Raw genomic sequence first — 20,907 nt, 5'->3', positions numbered from 1 at the left:
ACCGCAGTCGAGCTAATCCTGCCCGTTGGGTACAGGCTCACTATTGCCGCCAACGATTATGAGCAATGGAACATCCAGATGAACCAACGATCTACGCGGGTGCATTCGGCCCGCCCGCTACCGCACAATTGACCGACTTCGACGGAGCCGAAATCGGTGAGTCCAAGCCGCCTCATCTTCCGGGTGATTTATATGCGGCTCATCAAGCAGCTCCTGACCCACAAGGGAAAGATCGGGGCGTTCGACCTTGTGCAAACCGTTTCCCAAGGGCGGACTCTTTTCCTTGGTGACGGAAATCTGAGTTTCTCGCGGGCGCTTGCAAAATTGAAACCCAGCGCAGCAAGGGACTTCACCGCAACGACTTTTGAGCCTGCCGTCCGGCTTTCCCCGCGCACTCTTCAGAATGCAAGCCAACTTGCGCGGATGAGCGCGAAGGTTCTGAACGGCATCGATGCAACACGGCTTCAGGCGCACTTCGGCACAACCAAGTTCCACGCAATCATTTTCAACTTTCCCAACGTCGCGAGTCGTACGCCGATCTACGGACACAACCCAAACCACATTCTGGCCCACAAATTCTTGCGTAGCGCGGCTGGGCAACTGGTCCACGGTGGGCTTGTGGTCATGACCGCCGTCGATAGCACATTCTATGCGGGCGCATTCGGTCTGCCTGCTGCGGCTCGATTTGCGGGCTTTGGCGAACCTGAAATTCACGAGTTCAAGCCATCCCGCTTTCCAGGCTACATCCACGCCAACACGCTGGACGGCCGAAGCGCATTGACCAAGTACCGCTCCTTCGGCACTTGGGTGTTCAGATTGCCGTGACCCGATAAAAATCCACCGCTATCATCAGCGGCATTGTCAAACGAGACTTTGCCCATGCTGCCTCCAGGTGCTCGATATCTACCCAACTACATCGATCAGTTCGAAGAAACCGCCCTGCTTGGCCAAATCGATACCCTACCATGGCTTGGAGACCTGAAACGCCGCGTCCAGCATTACGGATATCGCTACGACTACAAGGCCCGGCGCGTTACCGATGACTCGTATCTCAGCCCCCTGCCCGATTGGCTTGACAAATTGGCAGATCGGATCTGGAAGGAAGAAATATTCGGCGCAAAACCCGATCAGGTGATCATCAACGAGTATCTGCCTGGACAGGGCATAACCGCGCATGTGGATTGTGAGCCATGCTTTGGCGACACCATCGCGTCGCTCAGCCTAGGCTCGGCCTGCATGATGGAATTTTCCAGTCTGCACTCGGGGGACTCTTTGACCCGACTTCTGGAACCACAAAGCCTGCTCGTCTTGCAAGGCGAGGCACGTTTTGGATGGAAACACGGCATCCCCGCACGTAAATCTGATGTTATCGAGCAACGAATGGTGACCCGTGAACGCAGAGTGTCGCTGACGTTTCGTACCGTTGTCCTGGAGCGCTGAGCAGGCGTGTCAATCTCAAACTCTTACAAACATTGCAATGTACGTTTAAGTGACGTGACCTGAGCCCCAAGTCCCCTCCGGTTTTACGGAGAGTCCTTGAGTTGATGTTTGGCCCTAAGCGGCCTGTTTTTCCAGTGCCAGATTACTGGCGAATTCGCTGGGCGTGAGATTGCCCAGCGAGGAATGCGGTCGATGGTCGTTGTAATCATCCTTCCATGGGCCAATACGCATCTTGGCTTCGGCCGGTGATGTGAACAGCGTCTCGTTTGAGGCATTCATCGCGGAAGCTGCCGTGAAGCTCTCGATGAAGCCGTTTTGCATGGGCTTGCCCGGAGCGATATAGTGCCAGTCGATCTGCCGGTCCTGGGACCAGCGCAGGATCGCCATGCTGGTGACCTCGGTGCCATTGTCACTGACTACCATCGACGGCCAGCCTTTTTGGGCAATGATGGCATCAAGCTCGCGCACCACCCGTCGCCCGGAGAGCGAAGTGTCCACGACCAGGGCGAGGCATTCCCTGGTGTGGTCATCGACAACGGTCAGCACCCGGAACCGCCGGCCATCGGTCAAAGCATCGCTGACAAAATCCAGGCCCCAGCGCTGGTTAGGCTGGTCCGGCACGATGATCGGACGCCGTGTTCCCAAGGCACGTTTGCGGCCGCCGCGCTTGCGCACCTGCAGCTTCTCCTCGGCCTAGAGGCGCCTGAGCTTTTTGATATTCATCGCGATGCCCTGTCGTTGCAGCATCACATGGATACGACGATATCCGAACCGGCGCCGCTGAGCAGCAACGGTCTTCATCGCCTCCCGCAGCTCGCGGTCGTCTGGCCGCAGACTGCGATACCGCACGCTCGACGATCAACATCCAGAGCTTCACACGCCCGCCGCTGTCGCTGCTGAAGAGCAACGAAGTGAACAACTGGATGCGGGCTTGGAAGTTTATGGGGTCATGTGGGTTCAAAGACGGCGGTGAAGCTGGCAAGCCTGAATTCGAGATGAGTCCGATTGGCAGCTCTTGGTCGTGGGAGCAATGATCCGAAAGTCCGATACGGGGTCGGCAGCTGAATTGCGGCTTTCTTCGGCTTTCAGCCAGAACCGGCAAGTCCGCTTCCGGCCCCATAAGCGTTGTGGCTGCCTGTGGTGATCACGCTGCGCGCCCATGCGGCGATACCGCACAGTAATAGACCTATCTTCCATGTGCCGTTGGTGTGCCACGGATTTGCCGAGCGAATTTGCTAACCCCGGAAACACAGGGAAACAAGCGGCACACGCACGGCACATGTGCGACAGAGCAACAGTCTGTTCTCCGGCGTCAACCCATTGAATTACCTAGGAAAAACTTGGTAGCGGAGGAGGGATTTGAACCCCCGACACGCGGATTATGATTCCGCTGCTCTAACCAACTGAGCTACTCCGCCCCAGGGCGCGGCATTGGCCGGCGGCGCTGGTTGCGCCGGTGCTTCTTATGGAGGGCAAAGGGGGCTGTCAAGCGTTACGCGTGCCGCTCGGCGCGTTCGTGCCCGATGCCCAAGGTAGTGGCGATCCGCCCCGCTTCGGTAAGCTCGGCGACGAAGCGGGCGCGCTCGGCGATCGCGGCGTCCCGGTCGCGGATGCGCAAAATGTAGGACGGGTGAACGGTAACGAAGAGGAGCGTCCCGTCCTCGAGGGGCTGGGCCACGCCGCGCACGGACCCAATGGTGACGGCGCGTCCCAGAAGGCTATGCGCTGCGGTGGCGCCGAGCGCGACGATCATGCGGGGGCGAACGAAGGCGCGCTCCAGTCCGAGCCAGAAGCGACAGGCCGCGATCTCCCCGCCATCCGGCCGCTTGTGCAGGCGGCGCTTGCCGCGCGGCTCGAACTTGAAATGCTTGACCGCATTGGTGACGTAGACACGCGCCCGGTCGATCCGGGCCTCGGCAAGGGCGGCATCGAAAACCTGTCCTGCGGGCCCGACGAAGGGCCGGCCCTCCAGGTCTTCCTGATCACCCGGCTGCTCGCCCACGAACATGATGTCCGCGCCTTCGGGGCCTTCGCCGAACACGGTCTGGGTCGCGTGCTCGTAGAGTGGACACCGCGTGCAGCCTGACGCTGCCGCACGGGCGTCGGCAAGGCTCAGCATGTCTGCCGGTGCGGCCTCCGAAACGAGTGCGTCTTCACGAGCCCGATGCCGCAGGTGCCGGGACGGGGGCTGGCTCGATGCTTTTTCGATCATGGCCGATTCTGCCTCGCGCGCGCCGCGTATGAGTGGCGCAATGAGTTCGGCTTCGGGAAGGTTGCGCCAGTATTTCACCGGCATCTCCGATTTCATCATCGAAACCTTGAGCCGTGCCGGATTGAAGATCGACGCGAAATAAGTTCGCCAGGCGTCCTCCATCGCATCCTCCGACGGCACGTCCGCCTTGTTGCCACCCGGACCGAAGATGAGGTCCTGGCGGTCCCAGAAAGCCGATGCATAGGGCGTGACGATCGCCCATACCATGCCGGAAAAACGCCGCACAAAGAACGGCGCGGTGCGCTCGAGGATGAAATGATCGGGCTCGAACCAAGCGGCGAACCGCTCACCCTCCGCAGACACGATCTCCCGGAAGCGCACGAAAGCCGTCATCTTGTGACTGTCGCGACGAACCGCGCTCGCGCGCCGCTCGAGTTTCTGCACGTCCGGATCGGACAGGATCGAAAGCAGGCTGGCGTCCTTCTGCAACCGCCACAGCAGCCGATAAAGAAGGGCAAAGCGTTCCGGATCCACATGACAGATCGCGGCCTCGGCAAGGCCGATGAATTTCTGCGGCACGCGACCGACGGGCCTGTCGGCGCGTGACGGAAGGGGCGCTTCCGCGGGCGCGCCGAACAGATCTTCGGTGTCGTCAGGGCCGGTCCATGAAAGATCCTCCGGGCGCACGCCTTCGGCCAGGAGCGAGCGCGCGACACCGCGCCATTCGGCGAAATCATTGCGCGAGGCGAGGGTGATCCGGCGACCGGCCATCAAAAAAGCGCCAACTGCTCTGGCTGGACCACGAGGCGGCCGCGAAGCTTGGTCTCATCGATCATCCCGCCGGGCGACCAGTCCGCGGCGAGAATGAAGGGACGCGCCTTTTCGATGCTGCCGGCAATGCGCGCCACATCGGCAAGGCGCAGGCGGTGATGGCGGCGCGTGGAGAGCAACCGGTCCACCGTGCGCGTGCCGAACCCGGGCACCCGCAGCAGCATCTCCCGGGGCGCGCGATTAACGTCGAGCGGAAAATCCTGCCGATGCTTGAGTGCCCAGGCGAGTTTGGGATCGACGGCGAGGTCGAGATGTCCACCCTCCCCGCCTGCGACGATCTCGTCCACCCCGAACCCGTAGAACCGCATCAGCCAATCGGCCTGATAGAGGCGGTGCTCGCGCATGAGCGGTGGCGGCTGCAGGGGAAGCCGCGCGCTCGAATCCGGTATCGGCGAGAACGCCGAATAGTAGACACGCTTCAAACCATATCCCGAATAGAGCCCCGCGCTGCGCTTCAGGATCGCAGCGTCGTCGGTGGGGTCGGCCCCGACGATCATCTGCGTCGATTGCCCGGCGGGAGCGAATTTCTTCGGCCGATGACGCGCCTTCGGCTCGGGTGTCGCCGCTTCGCCATTGAGGCGAATATTGGCCATGGCCGAGCGGATCTCGGCGGGGCGCTTTTCGGGCGCGAGGCTTGCAAGGCTGATATCGGTGGGGAGTTCGATATTGGTCGAAAGCCGGTCCGCGTGCCGCCCCGCCTCGGCCAGCAGCAGCGGATCGGCATTGGGAATGACCTTGAGGTGGATGTAGCCGGCAAAGCCGTGCACCTCGCGCAGGCGCTGCGCCACTCGGACGAGGGCCTCCATGGTGTAATCCGGCGAGCGGATGATGCCCGACGAGAGGAAGAGCCCCTCGATGTAATTGCGCTTGTAGAAGTCGAGAGTGAGCTTCACGACCTCGTCGACCGAGAAGCGCGCCCGCTCGACATTGGATGAGGATCGATTGACGCAATAGACGCAGTCGTAAATGCAGAAATTGGTCAGCAGGATCTTGAGGAGCGAGATGCATCGACCGTCGGGCGCGTAGGAATGGCAGATGCCGCTCCCCTCGGTCGAACCGATACCGCCCGTGCCGAGGCTGTTGCGCTTGGTTGTGCCCGACGAGGCGCAGGACGCATCGTATTTTGCAGCGTCCGAAAGGACAGCGAGCTTGCGTGAGAGGGAGAGCTGGACCATGCGTTCACTTTCTGTTCCGAACAGAAGTAGTGGGTTGCGAAGCGGTTCGCATTGAAAAAAGACATGGCTCGGCAAACTGTGATTGGCCGCTTTTCGTCGACGGAGATGTTTGATCGTTCGCAGCGCCGCAACAATCCGTCGTCAAGGGGTGGGGTGACGGACGCCCGCTCAAGTCCCTATGTTGGTCGTTAGCAAGCAGGCTGACCTGCAAAGGAGAAAAACAATGGCTCTCGAACTCTCGGGCATTCATCACCTGACGGCGGTGTCGGCCCGCGCCTCCGAAAATCTCGACTTCTACACCCGGGTGCTTGGGATGCGCCTCATCAAGAAGACGGTGAACCAGGACGACACGACCGCCTACCATCTCTTCTATGGCGACGGCGTCGCCTCGCCTGGCAGCGATCTCACCTTCTTTGACTTCAACACGCTTCCCGAACGTCGCGGGACGAACGCCATCGTACGGACGGCGCTGCGCGTGCGCGGGGGTGAAGAAGGTCTCGCGTGGTGGAAGAGCCATCTGCAGGATCAGGGCGTCGGCACGAGCGCGATAAAAGAGCGGGTGGGACATCTGAGCCTTGACTTCGAGGATTTCGAGGGTCAGCGGCTTCGCTTCGTTGCGGACGAGACGCCGAGCCCTGCCCAGCCCTGGGAAAAAAGCACCATTCCCGCGGAGCGCCAGATGGTTGGCCTTGGTCCCATCACCATGAGCGTCCCCAATCTCGAGCCGACCGAACTGGTCCTGACGCGCGTGATGGGCATGCGCAAGGCACGCGTGCATCCCGCGCGGGAGCGGACCGGGGAGACGCACGTCTTCGAGATGGGCGAAGGCGGTCCGGGCGCAGAATTGCATGTGCAGGTCGATCCCGATCTGCGCCGCACCGGCCCGGGTGCTGGTGGCGTGCACCATGTCGCGTTCCGCACGCCCGACAAGACGTCGCTCAGGGAATGGATCGCGCGCGTGCACAGCGTCGGCCTGCGCTCGAGCGGAGAGGTCGAGCGGTACTATTTTACGTCGCTCTATTTCCGCGAGCCAAACGGCATTCTGTTCGAGATCGCCACGGACGAGCCGGGCTTCACCGCCGATGAACCGCTTGAGACCCTTGGCGAGAGCCTCGCGCTACCCCCCTTCCTCGAGCCGCGGCGCGCGAGCATCGAGGCCGGGCTGAAGCCCCTCGCCTGAGCGGTCGACCTTCAAGAACGCAAGAAAGCCGGGGCCCCCACCCCGGCTTTCCCGCATTCCGGCTCCGCGCTGCTCAGCTGCAGGTCCGGCGCTCTCCGGGCACCGCACAGCGCGATGGCGCAGTGCCCGAGATCGAAATGGCGTCGCGTATAAGCCGCAGGAACTCCGCCCTGTAGCCGCCTCGGTCTTCTCCTTGGCTCCGTTCGGCCAGGCTGAGGATATCTTCAAGCGCCATCGGCTGAACCCCCTGCGTGCCAGCCATCACCTGACCGAACGCGGCGACTGCGGCAGCCCAGAGTGCATCGGCGGGAACGGCCTCGGGATCCCGAACCACCAGATCTGTCGTGATCGGGGCTTCGATCAGCCGGCTTTCGCCTGCGCCGGGCAGCTTGTAGCGGATCCGAAGATGGGCAAGCTCGTCCGCAGGGCCGGTATTGGACAGAGGTGCACCGTACCGAAGTGGAGCGATCGCCTCGGCACCGGATCCGGCAGGAACGATTTCGTAAAGTGCAGTCACGGTATGCCCTGCGCCGATTTCGCCTGCGTCTACGCGATCGTCAGCAAAATCCTCGCGCATGAGCGCACGCGTCTCGTATCCGATCAGCCGGTATTCCGAGACGAGCGCGGGATTGAATTCGACCTGCACCTTCACGTCCGATGCAATGGTGACGAGCGTACCGCCGAGTTCCTCGACGAGGACCTTCCGGGCCTCCGAGTAGCTGTCGATATAGGCCGCATTGCCATTCCCCGCCTGGGCGAGCGACTGCATGACGGCGTCGTTGAGATTGCCCTGCCCGAAGCCCAGCACCGAGAGCGACACGCCGCCCGCCCTCTTCTCGGCGATCAGCCGCTCAAGAGCGTCGGGCGTATCGGGCCCGACGTTGAAATCCCCATCGGTGGCGAGGATGACGCGGTTCGTGCCGCCCTCCACCATCGCCCCTTCGGCAAGCTCATAGGCCAGCGCGATCCCGTCCGCGCCTGCCGTGGCGCCGCCGGCCTCGAGCCTGTCGAACGCAGCGAGAATTGTCGCTTTTTCTGTTCCGGCTGTCGGTTCCAGCACGACGCCGGCCGAGCCCGCATAAGCCACGATCGAAACGCTGTCATTGTCTGAAAGCTGCTCGACCAGCAGGCCGAAAGCACGCTTCAGCAGATCCAGCCGATCGGGCGCATCCATCGAGCCGGACGTATCGACAAGGAAGACGAGGTTGCTCGGTCGATCGAGCACGTCCTGAGGCTCGTAGCCGCGTATGCCGATGCGCAATAGCTGCTTGCGCGTGTCCCAGGGCGCGGGAAAGACGATGAGGTCCGGGGAAAGAGGCGCCGCGGCGTCCTCGGGCAGCCGGTAGTCATAGCTGAAATAGTTGAGCCATTCTTCGATCCGGACGGAACCGGGCGCTGGCAGCTGCCCAAGCCCGATCATGCGCCGCATCACTGCATAACTTGCCGTATCCACATCCACCGAGAAGGTGGAAACCGGATCCTCGGCCGCAACCTTCACGCGGTTTTCCTCGAATGGGGTGAGCCGGTCTCCGGCGAGCGGCGTGGACCCGGGGGCGAAGTGCCGCGCTTTCATTTCAGCCCCTTCGGGCAAGGCGAGCATGGACGGCGCCGCCGGCTCCTGGGGGCGCAACACTGAGCTGCCCGAGCGCTCGGCGCGCATCGTGGTGACGGGCGCCGCCTCATCGGCCAGTGGCGCCGGCACAGCGGCGATGCTGTCCGCCGCGATCTCCATTTGCGGAGCGGAGGCCGGCTCCACCTGCCGCAGCATCACGGCTGGCCGCCCGGTGTCGTCCGGTACGGACCCGGTCATGGCCGTCGTGGCGTAGAGCTGATAGCCGAGTGGTACCAGCAGCAGGCTTGCAGCCACTGCGCCGATGGGGATGCGGGTATCCATGATCCAGGTCCTTGCCTTGATGAGCATGGACCTCAGACGACCGGAGGCGCCTGATCCTTGGCCTGCGAAGCGGTTCGCGCGCGCGTCCTCGTTCGCATCGAAAGCAGACACCGCCGCGGCGAGCGCCTGCCGCCGGGCAGCATCGCCCGGTGCCGCGGGCGTCGCGCTCCGCAGCGTCCGTAGCCTGTCCTCTGCGCCTTGATCGGTCATAGCAGCCCCCTGAGGGTCTTTTTCGCTTCGTGTATGTGCCAGGAGACGGTCGCCTCCTTGCACCCCATGATCGTTGCGGCTTCGGCATGGCTCAGATCTTCGGCATAGACGAGCAGCACCGCGTCCCGTTGCTTGTCGGGCAGGCGCCGCACGACCGCCCAGAGCGCGTGCGCCTCCGCCGCGGCTTCCTGTTCGGCCGGAAATGCGTCCTCGGTCTCGGCGGCGAGTGCCGCGGCGCGCCGGCTGTGCCGGGCGGAGCTGCGCTGCATGTCGCGGACCGCGTTCAGCGTCACCCGATAGAGCCAGCTCGTGAACGTGGATCGCCCGTCGAACGAGTGGATGGCGGTTGCAAGCTTGATGCAGACGTCCTGCGCAATGTCCTCGGCGTCGCTGCGACGCCCGCTCCATTTGCATGCCGTGCGGAAGATGAGGTCGTAATGGAGTTCGAGCAGGCGCGTGAACGCGGCGCGATCACCGGCACGGGCGCGCGCCAGGAGCCAATCGGTTCCCTCCGGCGCGGGCCGTGCCGCCTCGATTGTCTCCTGCGTCATCAAAGCAATCTGCATGCGCCAAAGGCCCGATCAAGCCGCGTCTGGGTCTATGACGGCGCGCCGATCGAAATCCTTGGGAGAAAATCAGGCCTCATCCGAATTTTGTCGTCAGGCGACAAGCGCCTGTGGCACGGCCTCGGCAATGAAGCCGCCCCCCAGCACTTCGCTGGTCGGGGTCTGATCCGCATAGAAGACGCAGGCCTGCCCGGGGGATATGCCATACTCCCCGGCGAGCAGCGTGACGAACACCTCGCCGTCCCTCAGCGTGATAACGCCCTCCTGCGGCGGACGGGTCGAGCGCACCTTGACCTCGACCGGCATGCCATTGCCGGCGGCGGCATCCGCAAGAGGCAGGTCGCCGAGCCAGTTTACGTCGCGCAACCGCACCGTGTGCGTCTTCAGCGCCTCGCGCGGCCCGACAACCACGCGCCCCGTGCGATGCTCGAGCTTCACGACGTAAAGCGGCTCGCCCGAGGCGACGCCAAGGCCACGGCGTTGCCCGATCGTATAATTGATGATGCCCTCATGCCGGCCAAGCACTCGACCGTCGAGATGGACGATCTCTCCACCTTCCAGGGCTTCGGGATGCATCTTGCGGATCACGTCGGCATACTTGCCCTGCGGCACAAAGCAGATGTCCTGGCTGTCGTGCTTTTCGGCAACTTCGAGGCCCATGTCCCGGGCGAGCTCGCGCACCTGCGGCTTGTCCATCCCGCCGAGGGGGAAGCGCAGGAAATCGAGCTGGGCGCGGGTGGTGGCAAAGAGGAAGTAGCTCTGGTCTCGGCTGTCATCCACGGGGCGCAACAGGTGGCGCAGCCCGTCCGCACCGAGCCGTGACTGGATGTAATGCCCCGTCGCGAGGACGTCCGCCCCCAGATCCCTGGCGACTTCCATGAGGTCGACGAACTTCACCGACTGGTTGCACGCAATGCACGGCACCGGCGTCTCGCCCTGGCGATAGGCGTTGGAAAAGGGCTCCATCACCGCATTGCGGAAGCGCTCCTCGTAGTCGAGGACGTAGTGCGGGATCCCGAGCCGGGCCGCGACGCGGCGCGCATCGTGAATGTCCTGCCCTGCGCAGCACGCGCCTTTGCGGTGGGTGGCTTCACCATGATCGTAGAGCTGGAGCGTCACGCCCACCACGTCATAGCCCTCGCGGGCAAGCAGGCCTGCAACGACCGAAGAATCCACGCCACCGGACATCGCGACGACGACGCGCGTGTCCTCCGGGCGCTTGGCGATATCAAGCGAATTCAGCATCTGTGTCATCCGGTTGGGGTCAAGGGCCAGCGGAAGTGGCGGTGTTTACGCCCTTTGGAAAGCCTCGGCAAGCGTCGGCACCGGGCAGTTCTTGCCGCCTTGCGGGCTGAAACTGCCGCCTCGTTGGGCGCCGTGATCGCCGCCGGGACCACCTATACCCATGAGATGACTGGGAAAACCTTCGAGCCGCCGGTTTGGCCCGACGATTGCAAGGGAAACCCTGAACCTCCGTTTGAAGGTAGTGCGTCCGTGTCGTCTCATCTTGTCGTCACCATGATTTCCGGTCAGCCTAAGGGCACGGCCTCGGCGCGCCCTGCGGCGCCGGGAGATAACATGCTGGGTGCCTTCGCCGCGCTCCTGGGCGCGATCGGCGGGGATGGGGCGAGGCCGGCGATCGACGCGACCTCTTCCCTCCTGACGTCCCCTGCTGCACTCGCCCCCGGTGGCGAGGATGGGGAACCTTCACTGCTCGACCAGCTTGCCTCCCTTCTGGGCGAACTTGAGGCGGCTCGTCCGGATGACCAGCCGCCTTCGTCCGAACTCGTCGACCGGCTCGATGATCTTCTCGATGGCCTCGCCGCCCTGTTCCCGCCAACAGCCGAGTTGCCCCCGCTCCCCGAAGACGGGCCTCTGGCCGCATTTGCCCAGCGCGCCGGCGAACTTGTCGCGCCCCTCGGGGCCGAAGGCGAAGCACTCGCCGCTCGCCTGAGGGCACTCGCTGCCGCACTGGCCGCTGCGCCCTCTGCAGAAGCATTGGCCGCGTCGGGCGGCACGAAAGGGCTGGAGGCCGCCCTGCAGGCGTTGCTCGGAAAGCCAGTCGATGTGAGCCCGGCCGCTCAGACCCGTCCCCTTGGGGAAGCCCGGCTCGAAACGCCCGACATGGCGCTGCACGCCCCCTCCCCCCAGCAGGTCCGGACGAGAACGGAACCCAGTGCCCCGATCCGGCCTGCGGCGAGCGAGCCGAATGGCGCACAGGGCCGTACGGAGGCATCACCGGCGGGTCTTGCGGCCTCTGCCGGGCTTGTGGAGACCACACCGGGTGAACTCGACGCCGACGGACAGCCGCTCACCCCCTTGCAGGGCCGGCCCGAGCTCGGCGCGGGCGCAAAGCTCGTCCAGTCCGCCTACAACGCACCTGCTTCGCAGGTGAATGTCCCGCAGCTTGCCTACGAGATCGTACGGCAGGTGCAGGCGGGAAACAGCCGCTTCCAAATCCGGCTCGATCCACCCGAACTCGGCCGCATCGACGTGCGGCTCGATATGGATGGCTCGGGCACCGTCAATGCCCGTCTCACAGTGGAACGGGCCGAAACCCTCGATCTCCTGCAGCGCGATCAGAGGGCGCTCGAGCGCGCGCTGATGCAGGCTGGACTCGACGGCACAAAGACCAATCTCGAATTCTCGCTTCGGCAGAACCCGTTTTCCAACGCCCAGGGCGATGGACGCGACCCCGATTTCTATGGGAACGCCGGCTTGGACGGCACCGAACCGGATCGGCCCGAGACCGAACGAGCGATCCTCTATCGCGGCATCGCCCGACCGGGCGGGCTCGACCTTTTCGTCTAGGAGACGGACATGAGCGTCAGCGGCATTTCCTCCACCGGCACCAGCGCGATGTCCTCGTCGCGCCAGACGATCGCCGAGAACTTCGACACGTTCCTGCAATTGCTGACGACCCAGCTACGCAACCAGAACCCCCTCGACCCCCTCGACACCAACCAGTTCACCCAGCAGTTGGTGCAGTTCACCTCGGTCGAACAGCAGCTCAAGACCAATGAGTTCCTCGAAGCCATGATGCTGGCCGGCGCGAATTCCGGCATAAACAACGCCGTCAACTATATCGGCAAGCAGGTGACGGCTTCCGGCGTACGTTCCGAGCTCGTGAATGGCTCGGCGACCTGGTCCTTTGCGCTGCAGGATACCGCCGACGTCACCGTCACCATCAAGGACACTGCCGGCAACACGGTCTACACCGAAGAAGGGCGCCTCACGGCCGGTGTCGGCCAGTTCGCCTGGGACGGGATCGGCAATGACGGGCAGCGCAAGCCCGATGGCACGTATTCGATAACCATTGCCGGCCGCAACGCCGATGGGCAATATGTGCCCATCACCACCGAAACGACCGGTGTCGTCAGCGGCGTCGATTTCACCGGCAGCGAGCCGGTTCTGATCGTGGGCACTTCGCGGCTGAACCTCTCGAGCGTCACCTCGGTACGCCAGCCGCCGGCCTGATCCTGTCTTCGTCCGGCGGGTCTTTTACTCAAGTCCTCGGCCCAGAGATCAAGTGCATCGCATTTGGTTCAAATCCTTAACCGGGTTTAACTTTCCCCTTAGCCAAATTTTAAGTGCACGGGTCTAGGGTTAGACCCATGGTCAGGCTGAGTATGAGAGTAAAATGACCGTACAAATGCGTCCCCGCGTTAAGTACGTTATCGGGCCGGATGGAAGTCCGCTTACGATTGCGGATCTGCCGCCGAAGAACACGAGGCGGTGGGTGATCAGGAGGAAGGCCGAAGTGGTGGCTGCCGTTCGCGGCGGGCTGCTCAGCCTCGAGGAAGCGTGCGAGCGCTACACCTTGAGCGTGGACGAGTTCCTGAACTGGCAGGCGGCCATCGAGAAGCACGGCCTTGCCGGGCTTCGGACGACCTGGATCCAGCACTACCGCGAAAGCTGATAACGCTACTGTCGCCGATCTTCGCACCGCCCCGGCCCCGCCGGGGCGGTTCGTTCATGTGCGCACGGTCGCTTATCCGCGCCCCATTTCGCATTCTGCGACATCGGTTAAGACAATGTTTACCATCCGCTAGGTAATTTTTGCCCAGGGGATGGCTGCGGGGCTCGCGGAGCATCACCGACACACATTGTCGGGTGCGACTTGGATAATTTTGTCAATTTTCTCAATCGGCTGGGTCTGGCCCGCGTCGCTGCCATGGGCGTCGTTGCCGTCCTTATGCTCGGTTTCTTCGTCTTCCTGATCCTGCGCAGCGCCAGCCCGCAGATGGCGCCGCTCTATTCAGGCCTGTCGATCGAGGATTCGAGCGCCATTGTCTCCGAACTGCAGACCGCCAACGTCCCCTTCCAGCTGCGCGGGGAAGGCGACACCATTCTCGTGCCCCGAGATCAGATCACGACGCTCCGGATGTCCCTGGCGGCAGACGGCCTGCCCCATCGCGGACAGGTCGGCTATGAGATCTTCGACCAGCAGAACACTCTGGGCGCGACGAGCTTCGTGCAGAACATCAACAATGTTCGCGCCCTCGAAGGCGAACTCTCCCGCACGATCTCTTCCCTGGCCCGCATCCGCAGCGCACGGGTGCACCTCGTTCTCCCCGAGCGTGAACTCTTCCGGCGCGAGCGGCAGGATCCGAGCGCCTCGATCGTGCTCGGCGTTCGCGGTGAGCTCTCGGCCGGCGAAATCCGCGCCATCCAGCACCTCGTGGCGTCGGCGATCGAAGGGTTGACCCCGACCCGCGTTTCGATCGTCGACGATGCGGGGCGCCTGCTTGCCTCGGGCGCCGGCACAGGCGAAGACGGCATTCTCGCCGGCGAACTCGAAGAGCGCACGCTGGGCGTCGAAGGCCGGCTCCGCGCCCGCATTGAGGACCTCCTGGTCAATGTCGTCGGCCCGGGTCGAGCACGGGTGCAGGTCAGCGCCCAACTCGACATGAACCGGCTGACGCGGACGTCCGAATCCTTTGATCCGGACGGCCAGGTGGTGCGCTCGACCCTGACGCGTGAACTGCAGAACTCGGCAATCGGGGCCGGCACGTCCGGCCAGGTCAGCGTTGCCAACGAACTGCCCGGCGCAAGCGAAAACGCAGGCCTTGGCGGGGGCACCAACGAGCAGCAGAGCACCGTCGAGGAAACCGTCAACTACGAGATTTCGCGCGTCACCGAGACCGCAATGACCGAAGCGGGCGGCATCAGCCGGCTCTCGATCGCGGTGGCGGTGGATGGCGTCTACGCCGATGACGGTTCGGGCAATGCGAGCTACCAGCCGCGCTCCGATGCCGAGCTCGCGCAGATCGCGGCACTCGTCCGCTCCGCTGCCGGGTTCGACACCACGCGTGGCGACCAGCTCGAGGTCGTCAACATGCAGTTCGCCGAGCGGCCTGAACTCGCAGCGCTCGGGACCCAGGGTCAGGGTCTCTTCGACTTCACGCGCGACGATCTAATGCAGGGCGCCGAAATGGCCGTGACGCTGCTGATCGCGCTCGCCCTCGTCTTCTTCGTCATGCGCCCGCTTCTGGGGCGCGTACTGACCCCCGAGACCGCCCCTCTTGCCCTCCCCGCGAGCGCCGAACTCAGCCCCTCCAGCGGCGCCGTCGAGCGCGTCGATGAAGGCCCGGAGGCCAATCTGGTGCGCAAGCCCGCCTGGATGGACGGCGCCCGCGCCATGGGCGAAACGCAGGCCCAGACGCTCAAGACCGTCGGCACCCTCGTCGACGAGAACCCCAAACAGGCAGCGCTCATCGTGCGTGACTGGATTTCGGACGCAGCATGACAGAGACCCGCGACATGTCCGAGGAGACCAATATCGAGGACGCGATGCGCCGCCAGCTCGTCATGGGCGAGCGCGGTGCCAAGCGGCCGCTCAGCGGCGATGAAAAAGCCGCGGCGCTCCTGCTGGCGCTCGGTCCCGATTATGGGCGCCCGATCCTCGAGCAGCTCGACGAACTGGAAATCCGCTCGCTGTCCCGCGCCATGGTCCGTCTGGGCCCGCTTACCCCCGAAATGCTCGACGAGCTGATGATCGAATTCGTCACGTCCATCACCTCCTCGGGCGCCGTTTCGGGCAACACCGATACGACCCAGCGGCTCCTGCTGTCCTTCCTGCCGCCCGACCGGGTCGAGATCATCATGGACGAGATCCGCGGGCCCGCCGGCCGCACCATGTGGGAAAAGCTGGCGAACGTGCACGAGGACGTGCTCGCCAATTATCTCAAGAACGAATACCCCCAGACCATCGCGGTCGTCCTCTCCAAGATCCCGACCGAGCATGCAAGCCGCGTGCTTGCGGCGCTTCCGGAGGAACTCGCGCTCGACGTCGTCGAGCGCATGCTCGGGCTCGACCCGGTGCAGAAGGACATTCTCGAAAAGATCGAATCGACACTGCGCACCGAATTCATGTCGACGCTGAGCCATTCCAAGCGCCGCGACAGCCATGAACAGATGGCCGAAATCTTCAACGCCTTCGACCGGCAGACCGAAGCGCGCTTTCTGACCGCACTCGAGGAAACCAATCGCGAGGACGCCGAAAAGATCAAGGCGCTGATGTTCACCTTCGAGGACCTGACCCGGCTCGACGCTTCCGCCATCCAGGCGCTCCTGCAAAAGCTCGACAAGCGCGAGCTCGGCCTCGCCCTCAAGGGCGCCAACGACCATGTGCGTGGGATCTTCTTTTCCAACATGTCCCAGCGCGCCGGTCGCATGCTGCTCGAGGACATGGAAGCGATGGGGCCGGTTCGGCTCAAGGACGTGGACGAGACCCAGGCGCGCATTGTCGGCATCGCCAAGGACATGGCCGCGCGGGGCGAGATCGTCATCCAGAAATCCAAGTCCGACGACGAGATGGTGGTCTGATGGCGAACGCCGCACGATTCACTTTCGACCTCGACCTGGGCACCGGCCAGTCGCGTCATCCCCAGATGAGCCGCGAGGCCGCAGACCAGAACGCCCAGGAAGCGCGTATGGCCGGGTATGCCGAGGGCTACGCCGAAGCCGAACGCAAGGCCCGCATCAGCGACGCTCGGCGCCTTGCAACCGCGACCGAAGCCCTGGCCGGACGGATCGATGCGCTCATCGAGAGGCAGAACGCCGAAGCGGACGGGCTCAGGGCCGGCGCCATCGCCCTCGCCCGCAGCGTGGCGGGGAAGCTCTCCGGTCACCTTCTGGCCCGCGAGCCACAGGCTGAACTCGAAGCGCTGCTCGGGGAATGCCTGTCTTCGCTCGACAAGGTCCCGCACCTCGTCATCCGATGCCATCCCGATCTGGTCGATACGCTTGAGCCCCTGGCGCGCCGCCGGGCCGATGCCAGCCATTTCGAAGGCCGCCTCGTCATCCTCCCCGATGAAGCGATCGCCATTGGTGATGGCCGGATCGAATGGGCCGATGGCGGTCTCGTCCGCGACAGCGCGACCATCGAGAGCGCCATCGACGACGCGATCACAGCTTATCTCGCCGCCCGCGGGACCAATCGAGGAGACCAGGAATGACCAATCCCCCGGGCCAGAAGCCGGACCCGCAAAGCGGCGTCACCTTCGAGGACATGGGATCCCCCGACCGGCCGCTCCCGCCGGAGACCGGCGCCAAGATGGCCTCGGACCTCGAGGCCGTCTTCGACGTTCCGGTCAGGATCTCCGTCGTCCTCGGACGCACCCGCATTCCCATTGCGAGCCTCCTCAAGATGGATGTCGGCACCGTACTCGAGCTCAACCGCCAGGTCGGCGAGGCGGTGGAGATCTATGTCAACGACCGGCTGGTGGCACGCGGAGAGATCGTGCTCGTCGAGAACCGTCTCGGCGTCACCATGACCGAAATCGCCAGAGCGGCCTGAGGAAGAACAGCATGCGCCTTTTGATCGTCGGAGCCCTTGAGGGCCAGCTCACCGAAGCCACCCGCCTTGCGATGCAAGGTGGTGCCAAGGTTGCGCACGCGCCCTCCATCGAAATCGCCCTCGCCAGCCTGCGCGCCGGACGTGGCGCCGACCTGCTGCTCGTCGACGTCATGGTGGACATACCGGGCCTGATTGCCGGCCTCGAAGCCGAGCGCATCGTCATCCCGGTCGTCGCCTGCGGCACCGAGACCAATGCGGCGGCGGCGGTCAACGCAATCAGAGCGGGCGCCAAGGAATACATCCCCTTGCCCCCCGACGCCGAGCTGATCGCCGCGGTCATTGCCGCCGTGGCACGGGAGTCGAGCGACTTCCTCTACCGCGACCCTTCCATGGCGCGCGTCGTTAAGCTCGCTGACCAGATTGCCGGATCGGACGCCAGCGTCCTCATCACGGGCGAGAGCGGCACCGGCAAGGAGGTGATGGCGAAGTATCTTCACGCGCGCTCGCGTCGCGCCGGAAAACCCTTCATTTCGATCAACTGCGCCGCGATCCCGGAGGCACTGCTCGAAAGCGAGCTCTTCGGGCATGAAAAGGGCGCCTTCACCGGCGCCGTCGCCCGGCGCATCGGCAAGTTCGAGGAAGCCTCGGGAGGCACGCTGCTTCTCGACGAGATCTCGGAGATGGATTTCCGTCTCCAGGCGAAGCTCCTCCGGGCCATCCAGGAGCGGCTGATCGACCGCGTGGGGGGCACCAAGCCCGTTCCGGTCGACATCCGCATCCTTGCCACCTCCAACCGCGACCTCGGCCAGGCCGTGCGCGAAGGGCATTTCCGGGAAGATCTGCTCTTCCGCCTCAATGTCGTGAACCTCAAGCTGCCGGCGCTGCGCGAGCGGCCTGGTGACATTGCCGCCCTCTCGGATTTCTTCGTCTTAAAATACGCCAAGGCCAATGGCATGGGGCCGCGCAGGCTCTCCGCCTCTGCCCGCGAGCAATTGCTGGCCGCGCCCTGGCCGGGCAATGTGCGTGAGCTTGAAAACACCCTCCATCGCGCAGTGCTGCTGTCGGGGGGTGAGGAGATAGGCCCCGAAGCCATCGCCATGCCCGACGGGACCGGGCTTGCCGATGCGGTTCGGGCCGGCGGGTTGGCCGGTCAGGCCGCCGCGGCCGCCGAGAGCGCGACACGGGCGATGGTCGGGCGCACCGTTGCCGATGTCGAGCGCGAACTCATCCTCGATACGCTCGGGCACTGCCTCGGCAACCGGACGCACGCTTCCAATATCCTTGGCATCTCGATCCGGACGCTGCGCAACAAGCTCAACCAGTATGCCGACGAGGGCCTTGCCATTCCCGCACCCGGCGAACAGCGATCGGTTGCCTGATCGATGAATTTCCCCCGCGCGACCAGACGGGCCTCTGACCATGACTGACGTGCCCAGCGGCCGCCCGGGCTTCACCCTGCCGAGCTTCGCCACCGTCTCGCAGACGCTGCGCTCGGGCGACATCGCGCTTGCGATCGGCATCATGACGATCATCGTCGTGCTGATCCTGCCCATGCCGCCAATGCTGCTGGACATGTTCCTTGCCGTATCGATCGTCTTCTCGGTGATGATCATGATGACGGCGCTGTTCATCCGCACGCCGCTCGAGTTCTCGAGCTTCCCCACCGTGCTGCTCATCGCCACGATGATCCGGCTCGCCCTGAACCTTGCCTCGACCCGTCTCATCCTCTCGGATGGCCACAACGGCACGGCGGCAGCCGGTCACGTCATCGAGGCCTTCGGCAGCTTCATCATGGGCGGCAGCTTCGTGATCGGGGCGGTGGTGTTCATCATCCTCGTGATCGTCAACTTCGTCGTCATCACCAAGGGTTCGGGCCGCATCGCCGAAGTCGCCGCACGTTTCAACCTCGACGCCATGCCTGGAAAGCAGATGGCGATCGATGCGGACCTCTCCGCCGGGCTCATCGACGAAACCACCGCCAAGACCCGCCGCGAAACGCTTGAGGCCGAAAGCGCCTTCTTCGGCAACATGGACGGCGCCAGCAAATTCGTCCGCGGCGACGCGATCGCGGGCATTCTGATCACCTTCATCAACGTGGTCGCCGGGATCATCATCGGCACCATGCAGGAAGGCCTTTCCTTCGGCGAGGCAGCAAACAACTACACCCTGCTGACAGTCGGCGACGGCCTCGTGAGCCAGATCCCGGCCCTCATCGTCTCGACCGCGGCAGGCCTGCTCGTGTCGAAGGCGGGCGTCACCGGCAGCGCCGACAAGGCGCTCGGCGAGCAGTTCACCAACTATCCCAAGGCCCTCGGCATGAGCGCGGCCGTCGTCGGCACGCTCGGCCTTCTGCCCGGCATGCCGCTCGTGCCGTTCATGGCGCTGGCCATCGGACTGTCGGTGCTCGCCTATACTTCGATGCGCGCCAAAGCCGGCAAGGCGATGGTCGCCGCCGCCGAAGCCGCCGCGACCCAGCCCGCACCGCCCACCGGGCGCGAGGAGGCTCCGATCAGCGAGAGCCTCAAGATCGACGAACTCAAGCTCGAGCTCGGCTACGGGCTGCTTTCCATGGTCAAGGAGGACGAGCACGGCAATGATCGCCTGACCGAGCAGATCAAGGCCCTGCGTCGCCAGCTCGCCACCGAACTCGGCTTCATCATGCCGCCGGTGCGCATCCTCGACAACATGCAGCTCGAGCCCAACGACTACAAGATCCGCATCAAGGAAGTGGAGGCCGGCCACGGGCAGATCTTTGCGAACCAGCTGATGGTGATGGATCCGATGGGGCGCGACATCACCCTGCCCGGCCATCATACGACCGAACCCACTTTCGGGCTCCCGGCCACGTGGATCGAACCTGCCCTGCGCGACGAAGCCGAGCTTCGCGGCCTCTCGATCATCGACCCTTCGACGGTGATCTCGACCCATCTGACCGAAGTGCTGAAGGGCAATGTCGCGGACCTCCTTAGCTACGCCAACGTGCAGTCACTTCTGGGCGGGCTCACCAAGGAGCAGCAGAAGCTGGTCGACGACATCGTTCCGGGCCAGATCTCGGTGTCGGGCATACAACGGGTCCTGCAGGCGCTGCTGTCCGAGCGCGTCTCGATCCGCGACCTGCCAACCATTCTCGAGGGGATCGCCGAGATCGCGGGACCCGGGCGAACCGCGCAGGCCATCGCCGAGCACGTGCGTACCCGTCTCGCCCGCCAGCTCTGCGCGGCCAATCTCGGCCCGGACGGTAATCTGCCGCTCCTCACCCTCAGTCACCAGTGGGAGCGGGATTTCGCAGAAGCCATGGTGGGCGATGGCGACAACAGGCATCTTGCGATGGCACCGTCCCGCCTGCAGCAATTCATCGGCGCGGTGCAGCAGGGCTTCGAGAATGCGGCACAGATGGGCGAACTGCCCGTGCTCATCACCTCCCCCTCGATCCGCCCCCATGTCCGCGCCATCGTCGAGCGCTTCCGGCCCCAGACTGTCGTGATGAGCCAGAACGAGGTGCATCCCCGTATCCGGCTCAAGACAATCGGCAGCATCTGAAACGGCGCGCACGGCGTGGAACGAGGTGAGATGGCCGCGCATTGTGTGCCGCGTCGCG

At 64.1% G+C, this 20,907-nt stretch carries 17 protein-coding genes, 1 tRNA gene and 1 pseudogene; 12 read left to right on the top strand and 7 right to left on the bottom strand.

The genetic code is table 11. From position 1 onward, the window contains the following. The first annotated feature begins 192 nt into the window (after nucleotides 1-192). Both EMQ25_RS01860 and EMQ25_RS01855 read left to right on the top strand, forming a co-directional pair. Nucleotides 193-825 carry a Rossmann-like fold-containing protein gene (locus EMQ25_RS01860; RefSeq protein ID WP_127186852.1) on the top strand — a complete coding sequence of 211 codons (633 nt, stop codon included), beginning with the start codon at nucleotides 193-195 and terminating at the stop codon, nucleotides 823-825. Between the two features lie 54 nt (nucleotides 826-879). After that, nucleotides 880-1,440 carry an alpha-ketoglutarate-dependent dioxygenase AlkB gene (locus tag EMQ25_RS01855; RefSeq protein ID WP_127186851.1) on the top strand — a complete coding sequence of 187 codons (561 nt, stop codon included), beginning with the start codon at nucleotides 880-882 and terminating at the stop codon, nucleotides 1,438-1,440. Between the two features lie 114 nt (nucleotides 1,441-1,554). Here EMQ25_RS01855 and EMQ25_RS01850 read toward each other — a convergent pair. The 4 genes and pseudogenes from EMQ25_RS01850 to EMQ25_RS01830 form a co-directional block, all read right to left on the bottom strand. Then, nucleotides 1,555-2,330, bottom strand: a pseudogene (locus tag EMQ25_RS01850) (IS3 family transposase); the annotation flags it as partial. Between the two features lie 451 nt (nucleotides 2,331-2,781). Further along, a tRNA-Met gene (locus EMQ25_RS01840) sits at nucleotides 2,782-2,858 on the bottom strand. Nucleotides 2,859-2,932: 74 nt separating this feature from the next. Next, on the bottom strand, nucleotides 2,933-4,423 hold the full coding sequence (locus tag EMQ25_RS01835; protein ID WP_127186848.1) for a UdgX family uracil-DNA binding protein: 1,491 nt from the start codon (nucleotides 4,421-4,423) through the stop codon (nucleotides 2,933-2,935). Continuing rightward, nucleotides 4,423-5,658 (bottom strand): putative DNA modification/repair radical SAM protein, encoded by a 1,236-nt coding sequence (locus EMQ25_RS01830; RefSeq protein WP_127186847.1) that lies wholly within the window; start codon nucleotides 5,656-5,658, stop codon nucleotides 4,423-4,425. The genes EMQ25_RS01835 and EMQ25_RS01830 overlap by 1 nt, the downstream gene beginning before the upstream one ends. Before the next feature lie 223 nt (nucleotides 5,659-5,881). On the opposite strand from EMQ25_RS01830, the gene EMQ25_RS01825 reads away from it, so the two are divergent. Beyond that, nucleotides 5,882-6,838 carry a ring-cleaving dioxygenase gene (locus tag EMQ25_RS01825; protein WP_127186846.1) on the top strand — a complete coding sequence of 319 codons (957 nt, stop codon included), beginning with the start codon at nucleotides 5,882-5,884 and terminating at the stop codon, nucleotides 6,836-6,838. 73 nt (nucleotides 6,839-6,911) lie between these two features. Here the strand turns inward: EMQ25_RS01825 and EMQ25_RS01820 are convergent, their stop codons facing one another. From EMQ25_RS01820 to mnmA, 3 genes are all read right to left on the bottom strand, one after another. Continuing rightward, entirely contained in the window at nucleotides 6,912-8,942 is a 2,031-nt protein-coding gene (locus EMQ25_RS01820) for a vWA domain-containing protein (RefSeq protein ID WP_127186845.1), read from the bottom strand. After that, on the bottom strand, nucleotides 8,939-9,493 hold the full coding sequence (locus tag EMQ25_RS01815; RefSeq protein ID WP_127186844.1) for an RNA polymerase sigma factor: 555 nt from the start codon (nucleotides 9,491-9,493) through the stop codon (nucleotides 8,939-8,941). Before EMQ25_RS01815 ends, EMQ25_RS01820 begins: the two co-directional genes overlap by 4 nt. Before the next feature lie 108 nt (nucleotides 9,494-9,601). After that, nucleotides 9,602-10,753 (bottom strand): tRNA 2-thiouridine(34) synthase MnmA, encoded by a 1,152-nt coding sequence (gene mnmA / locus EMQ25_RS01810; protein ID WP_127186843.1) that lies wholly within the window; start codon nucleotides 10,751-10,753, stop codon nucleotides 9,602-9,604. Nucleotides 10,754-11,086: 333 nt separating this feature from the next. On the opposite strand from mnmA, the gene EMQ25_RS01805 reads away from it, so the two are divergent. The 9 genes from EMQ25_RS01805 (at nucleotide 11,087) to flhA (ending at nucleotide 20,849) form a co-directional block, all read left to right on the top strand. After that, nucleotides 11,087-12,319 (top strand): flagellar hook-length control protein FliK, encoded by a 1,233-nt coding sequence (locus EMQ25_RS01805; protein WP_158625916.1) that lies wholly within the window; start codon nucleotides 11,087-11,089, stop codon nucleotides 12,317-12,319. A gap of 9 nt (nucleotides 12,320-12,328) precedes the next feature. Beyond that, the gene (locus EMQ25_RS01800) at nucleotides 12,329-12,985 is read left to right on the top strand and encodes a flagellar hook assembly protein FlgD (RefSeq protein ID WP_127186841.1); all 657 of its coding nucleotides are present in this window, start codon (nucleotides 12,329-12,331) and stop codon (nucleotides 12,983-12,985) included. Nucleotides 12,986-13,148: 163 nt separating this feature from the next. Beyond that, nucleotides 13,149-13,427, top strand: coding sequence for a CtrA inhibitor SciP (sciP, locus tag EMQ25_RS01795; RefSeq protein ID WP_127186840.1), 279 nt, complete (start codon nucleotides 13,149-13,151; stop codon nucleotides 13,425-13,427). A gap of 201 nt (nucleotides 13,428-13,628) precedes the next feature. Beyond that, on the top strand, nucleotides 13,629-15,257 hold the full coding sequence (gene fliF / locus EMQ25_RS01790; protein ID WP_127186839.1) for a flagellar basal-body MS-ring/collar protein FliF: 1,629 nt from the start codon (nucleotides 13,629-13,631) through the stop codon (nucleotides 15,255-15,257). Next, nucleotides 15,254-16,336, top strand: coding sequence for a flagellar motor switch protein FliG (fliG, locus tag EMQ25_RS01785; protein ID WP_204569804.1), 1,083 nt, complete (start codon nucleotides 15,254-15,256; stop codon nucleotides 16,334-16,336). The genes fliF and fliG overlap by 4 nt, the downstream gene beginning before the upstream one ends. Beyond that, nucleotides 16,336-16,968: a FliH/SctL family protein gene (locus EMQ25_RS01780; RefSeq protein WP_127186838.1), complete on the top strand. Its 633-nt coding sequence runs from the start codon at nucleotides 16,336-16,338 to the stop codon at nucleotides 16,966-16,968. Before fliG ends, EMQ25_RS01780 begins: the two co-directional genes overlap by 1 nt. A gap of 53 nt (nucleotides 16,969-17,021) precedes the next feature. Continuing rightward, nucleotides 17,022-17,309, top strand: coding sequence for a flagellar motor switch protein FliN (gene fliN, locus EMQ25_RS01775; RefSeq protein ID WP_244606474.1), 288 nt, complete (start codon nucleotides 17,022-17,024; stop codon nucleotides 17,307-17,309). Nucleotides 17,310-17,320: 11 nt separating this feature from the next. Continuing rightward, nucleotides 17,321-18,688 carry a sigma-54-dependent transcriptional regulator FlbD gene (gene flbD / locus EMQ25_RS01770; protein WP_127186836.1) on the top strand — a complete coding sequence of 456 codons (1,368 nt, stop codon included), beginning with the start codon at nucleotides 17,321-17,323 and terminating at the stop codon, nucleotides 18,686-18,688. Between the two features lie 40 nt (nucleotides 18,689-18,728). Then, nucleotides 18,729-20,849, top strand: coding sequence for a flagellar biosynthesis protein FlhA (flhA, locus tag EMQ25_RS01765; RefSeq protein WP_127186835.1), 2,121 nt, complete (start codon nucleotides 18,729-18,731; stop codon nucleotides 20,847-20,849). Nucleotides 20,850-20,907: the final 58 nt, after the last annotated feature.

This window comes from Arsenicitalea aurantiaca (assembly GCF_003994485.1).
GTDB classification, from domain to species: Bacteria; Pseudomonadota; Alphaproteobacteria; order Rhizobiales; family Devosiaceae; genus Arsenicitalea; species Arsenicitalea aurantiaca.
The sequence above is the reverse complement of the archived record's forward strand: the minus strand, read 5'-3'. Positions and strand labels throughout refer to the sequence as shown.

What these genes read in the sequence shown, in the direction of transcription:
- EMQ25_RS01800 (WP_127186841.1), top strand. Translation starts at nt 12,329, where the DNA reads ATGAGCGTCAGCGGCATTTCCTCCACCGGCACCAGCGCGATGTCCTCG.
- EMQ25_RS01825 (WP_127186846.1), top strand. Translation starts at nt 5,882, where the DNA reads ATGGCTCTCGAACTCTCGGGCATTCATCACCTGACGGCGGTGTCGGCC.
- EMQ25_RS01855 (WP_127186851.1), top strand. Translation starts at nt 880, where the DNA reads ATGCTGCCTCCAGGTGCTCGATATCTACCCAACTACATCGATCAGTTC.
- EMQ25_RS01820 (WP_127186845.1), bottom strand. Translation starts at nt 8,942, where the DNA reads ATGACCGATCAAGGCGCAGAGGACAGGCTACGGACGCTGCGGAGCGCG.
- flhA (WP_127186835.1), top strand. Translation starts at nt 18,729, where the DNA reads ATGACTGACGTGCCCAGCGGCCGCCCGGGCTTCACCCTGCCGAGCTTC.
- fliG (WP_204569804.1), top strand. Translation starts at nt 15,254, where the DNA reads ATGACAGAGACCCGCGACATGTCCGAGGAGACCAATATCGAGGACGCG.
- flbD (WP_127186836.1), top strand. Translation starts at nt 17,321, where the DNA reads ATGCGCCTTTTGATCGTCGGAGCCCTTGAGGGCCAGCTCACCGAAGCC.
- EMQ25_RS01830 (WP_127186847.1), bottom strand. Translation starts at nt 5,658, where the DNA reads ATGGTCCAGCTCTCCCTCTCACGCAAGCTCGCTGTCCTTTCGGACGCT.
- EMQ25_RS01860 (WP_127186852.1), top strand. Translation starts at nt 193, where the DNA reads ATGCGGCTCATCAAGCAGCTCCTGACCCACAAGGGAAAGATCGGGGCG.
- sciP (WP_127186840.1), top strand. Translation starts at nt 13,149, where the DNA reads ATGACCGTACAAATGCGTCCCCGCGTTAAGTACGTTATCGGGCCGGAT.
- EMQ25_RS01805 (WP_158625916.1), top strand. Translation starts at nt 11,087, where the DNA reads ATGCTGGGTGCCTTCGCCGCGCTCCTGGGCGCGATCGGCGGGGATGGG.
- EMQ25_RS01835 (WP_127186848.1), bottom strand. Translation starts at nt 4,423, where the DNA reads ATGGCCGGTCGCCGGATCACCCTCGCCTCGCGCAATGATTTCGCCGAA.
- fliN (WP_244606474.1), top strand. Translation starts at nt 17,022, where the DNA reads ATGGGATCCCCCGACCGGCCGCTCCCGCCGGAGACCGGCGCCAAGATG.
- EMQ25_RS01815 (WP_127186844.1), bottom strand. Translation starts at nt 9,493, where the DNA reads ATGACGCAGGAGACAATCGAGGCGGCACGGCCCGCGCCGGAGGGAACC.
- EMQ25_RS01780 (WP_127186838.1), top strand. Translation starts at nt 16,336, where the DNA reads ATGGCGAACGCCGCACGATTCACTTTCGACCTCGACCTGGGCACCGGC.
- mnmA (WP_127186843.1), bottom strand. Translation starts at nt 10,753, where the DNA reads ATGCTGAATTCGCTTGATATCGCCAAGCGCCCGGAGGACACGCGCGTC.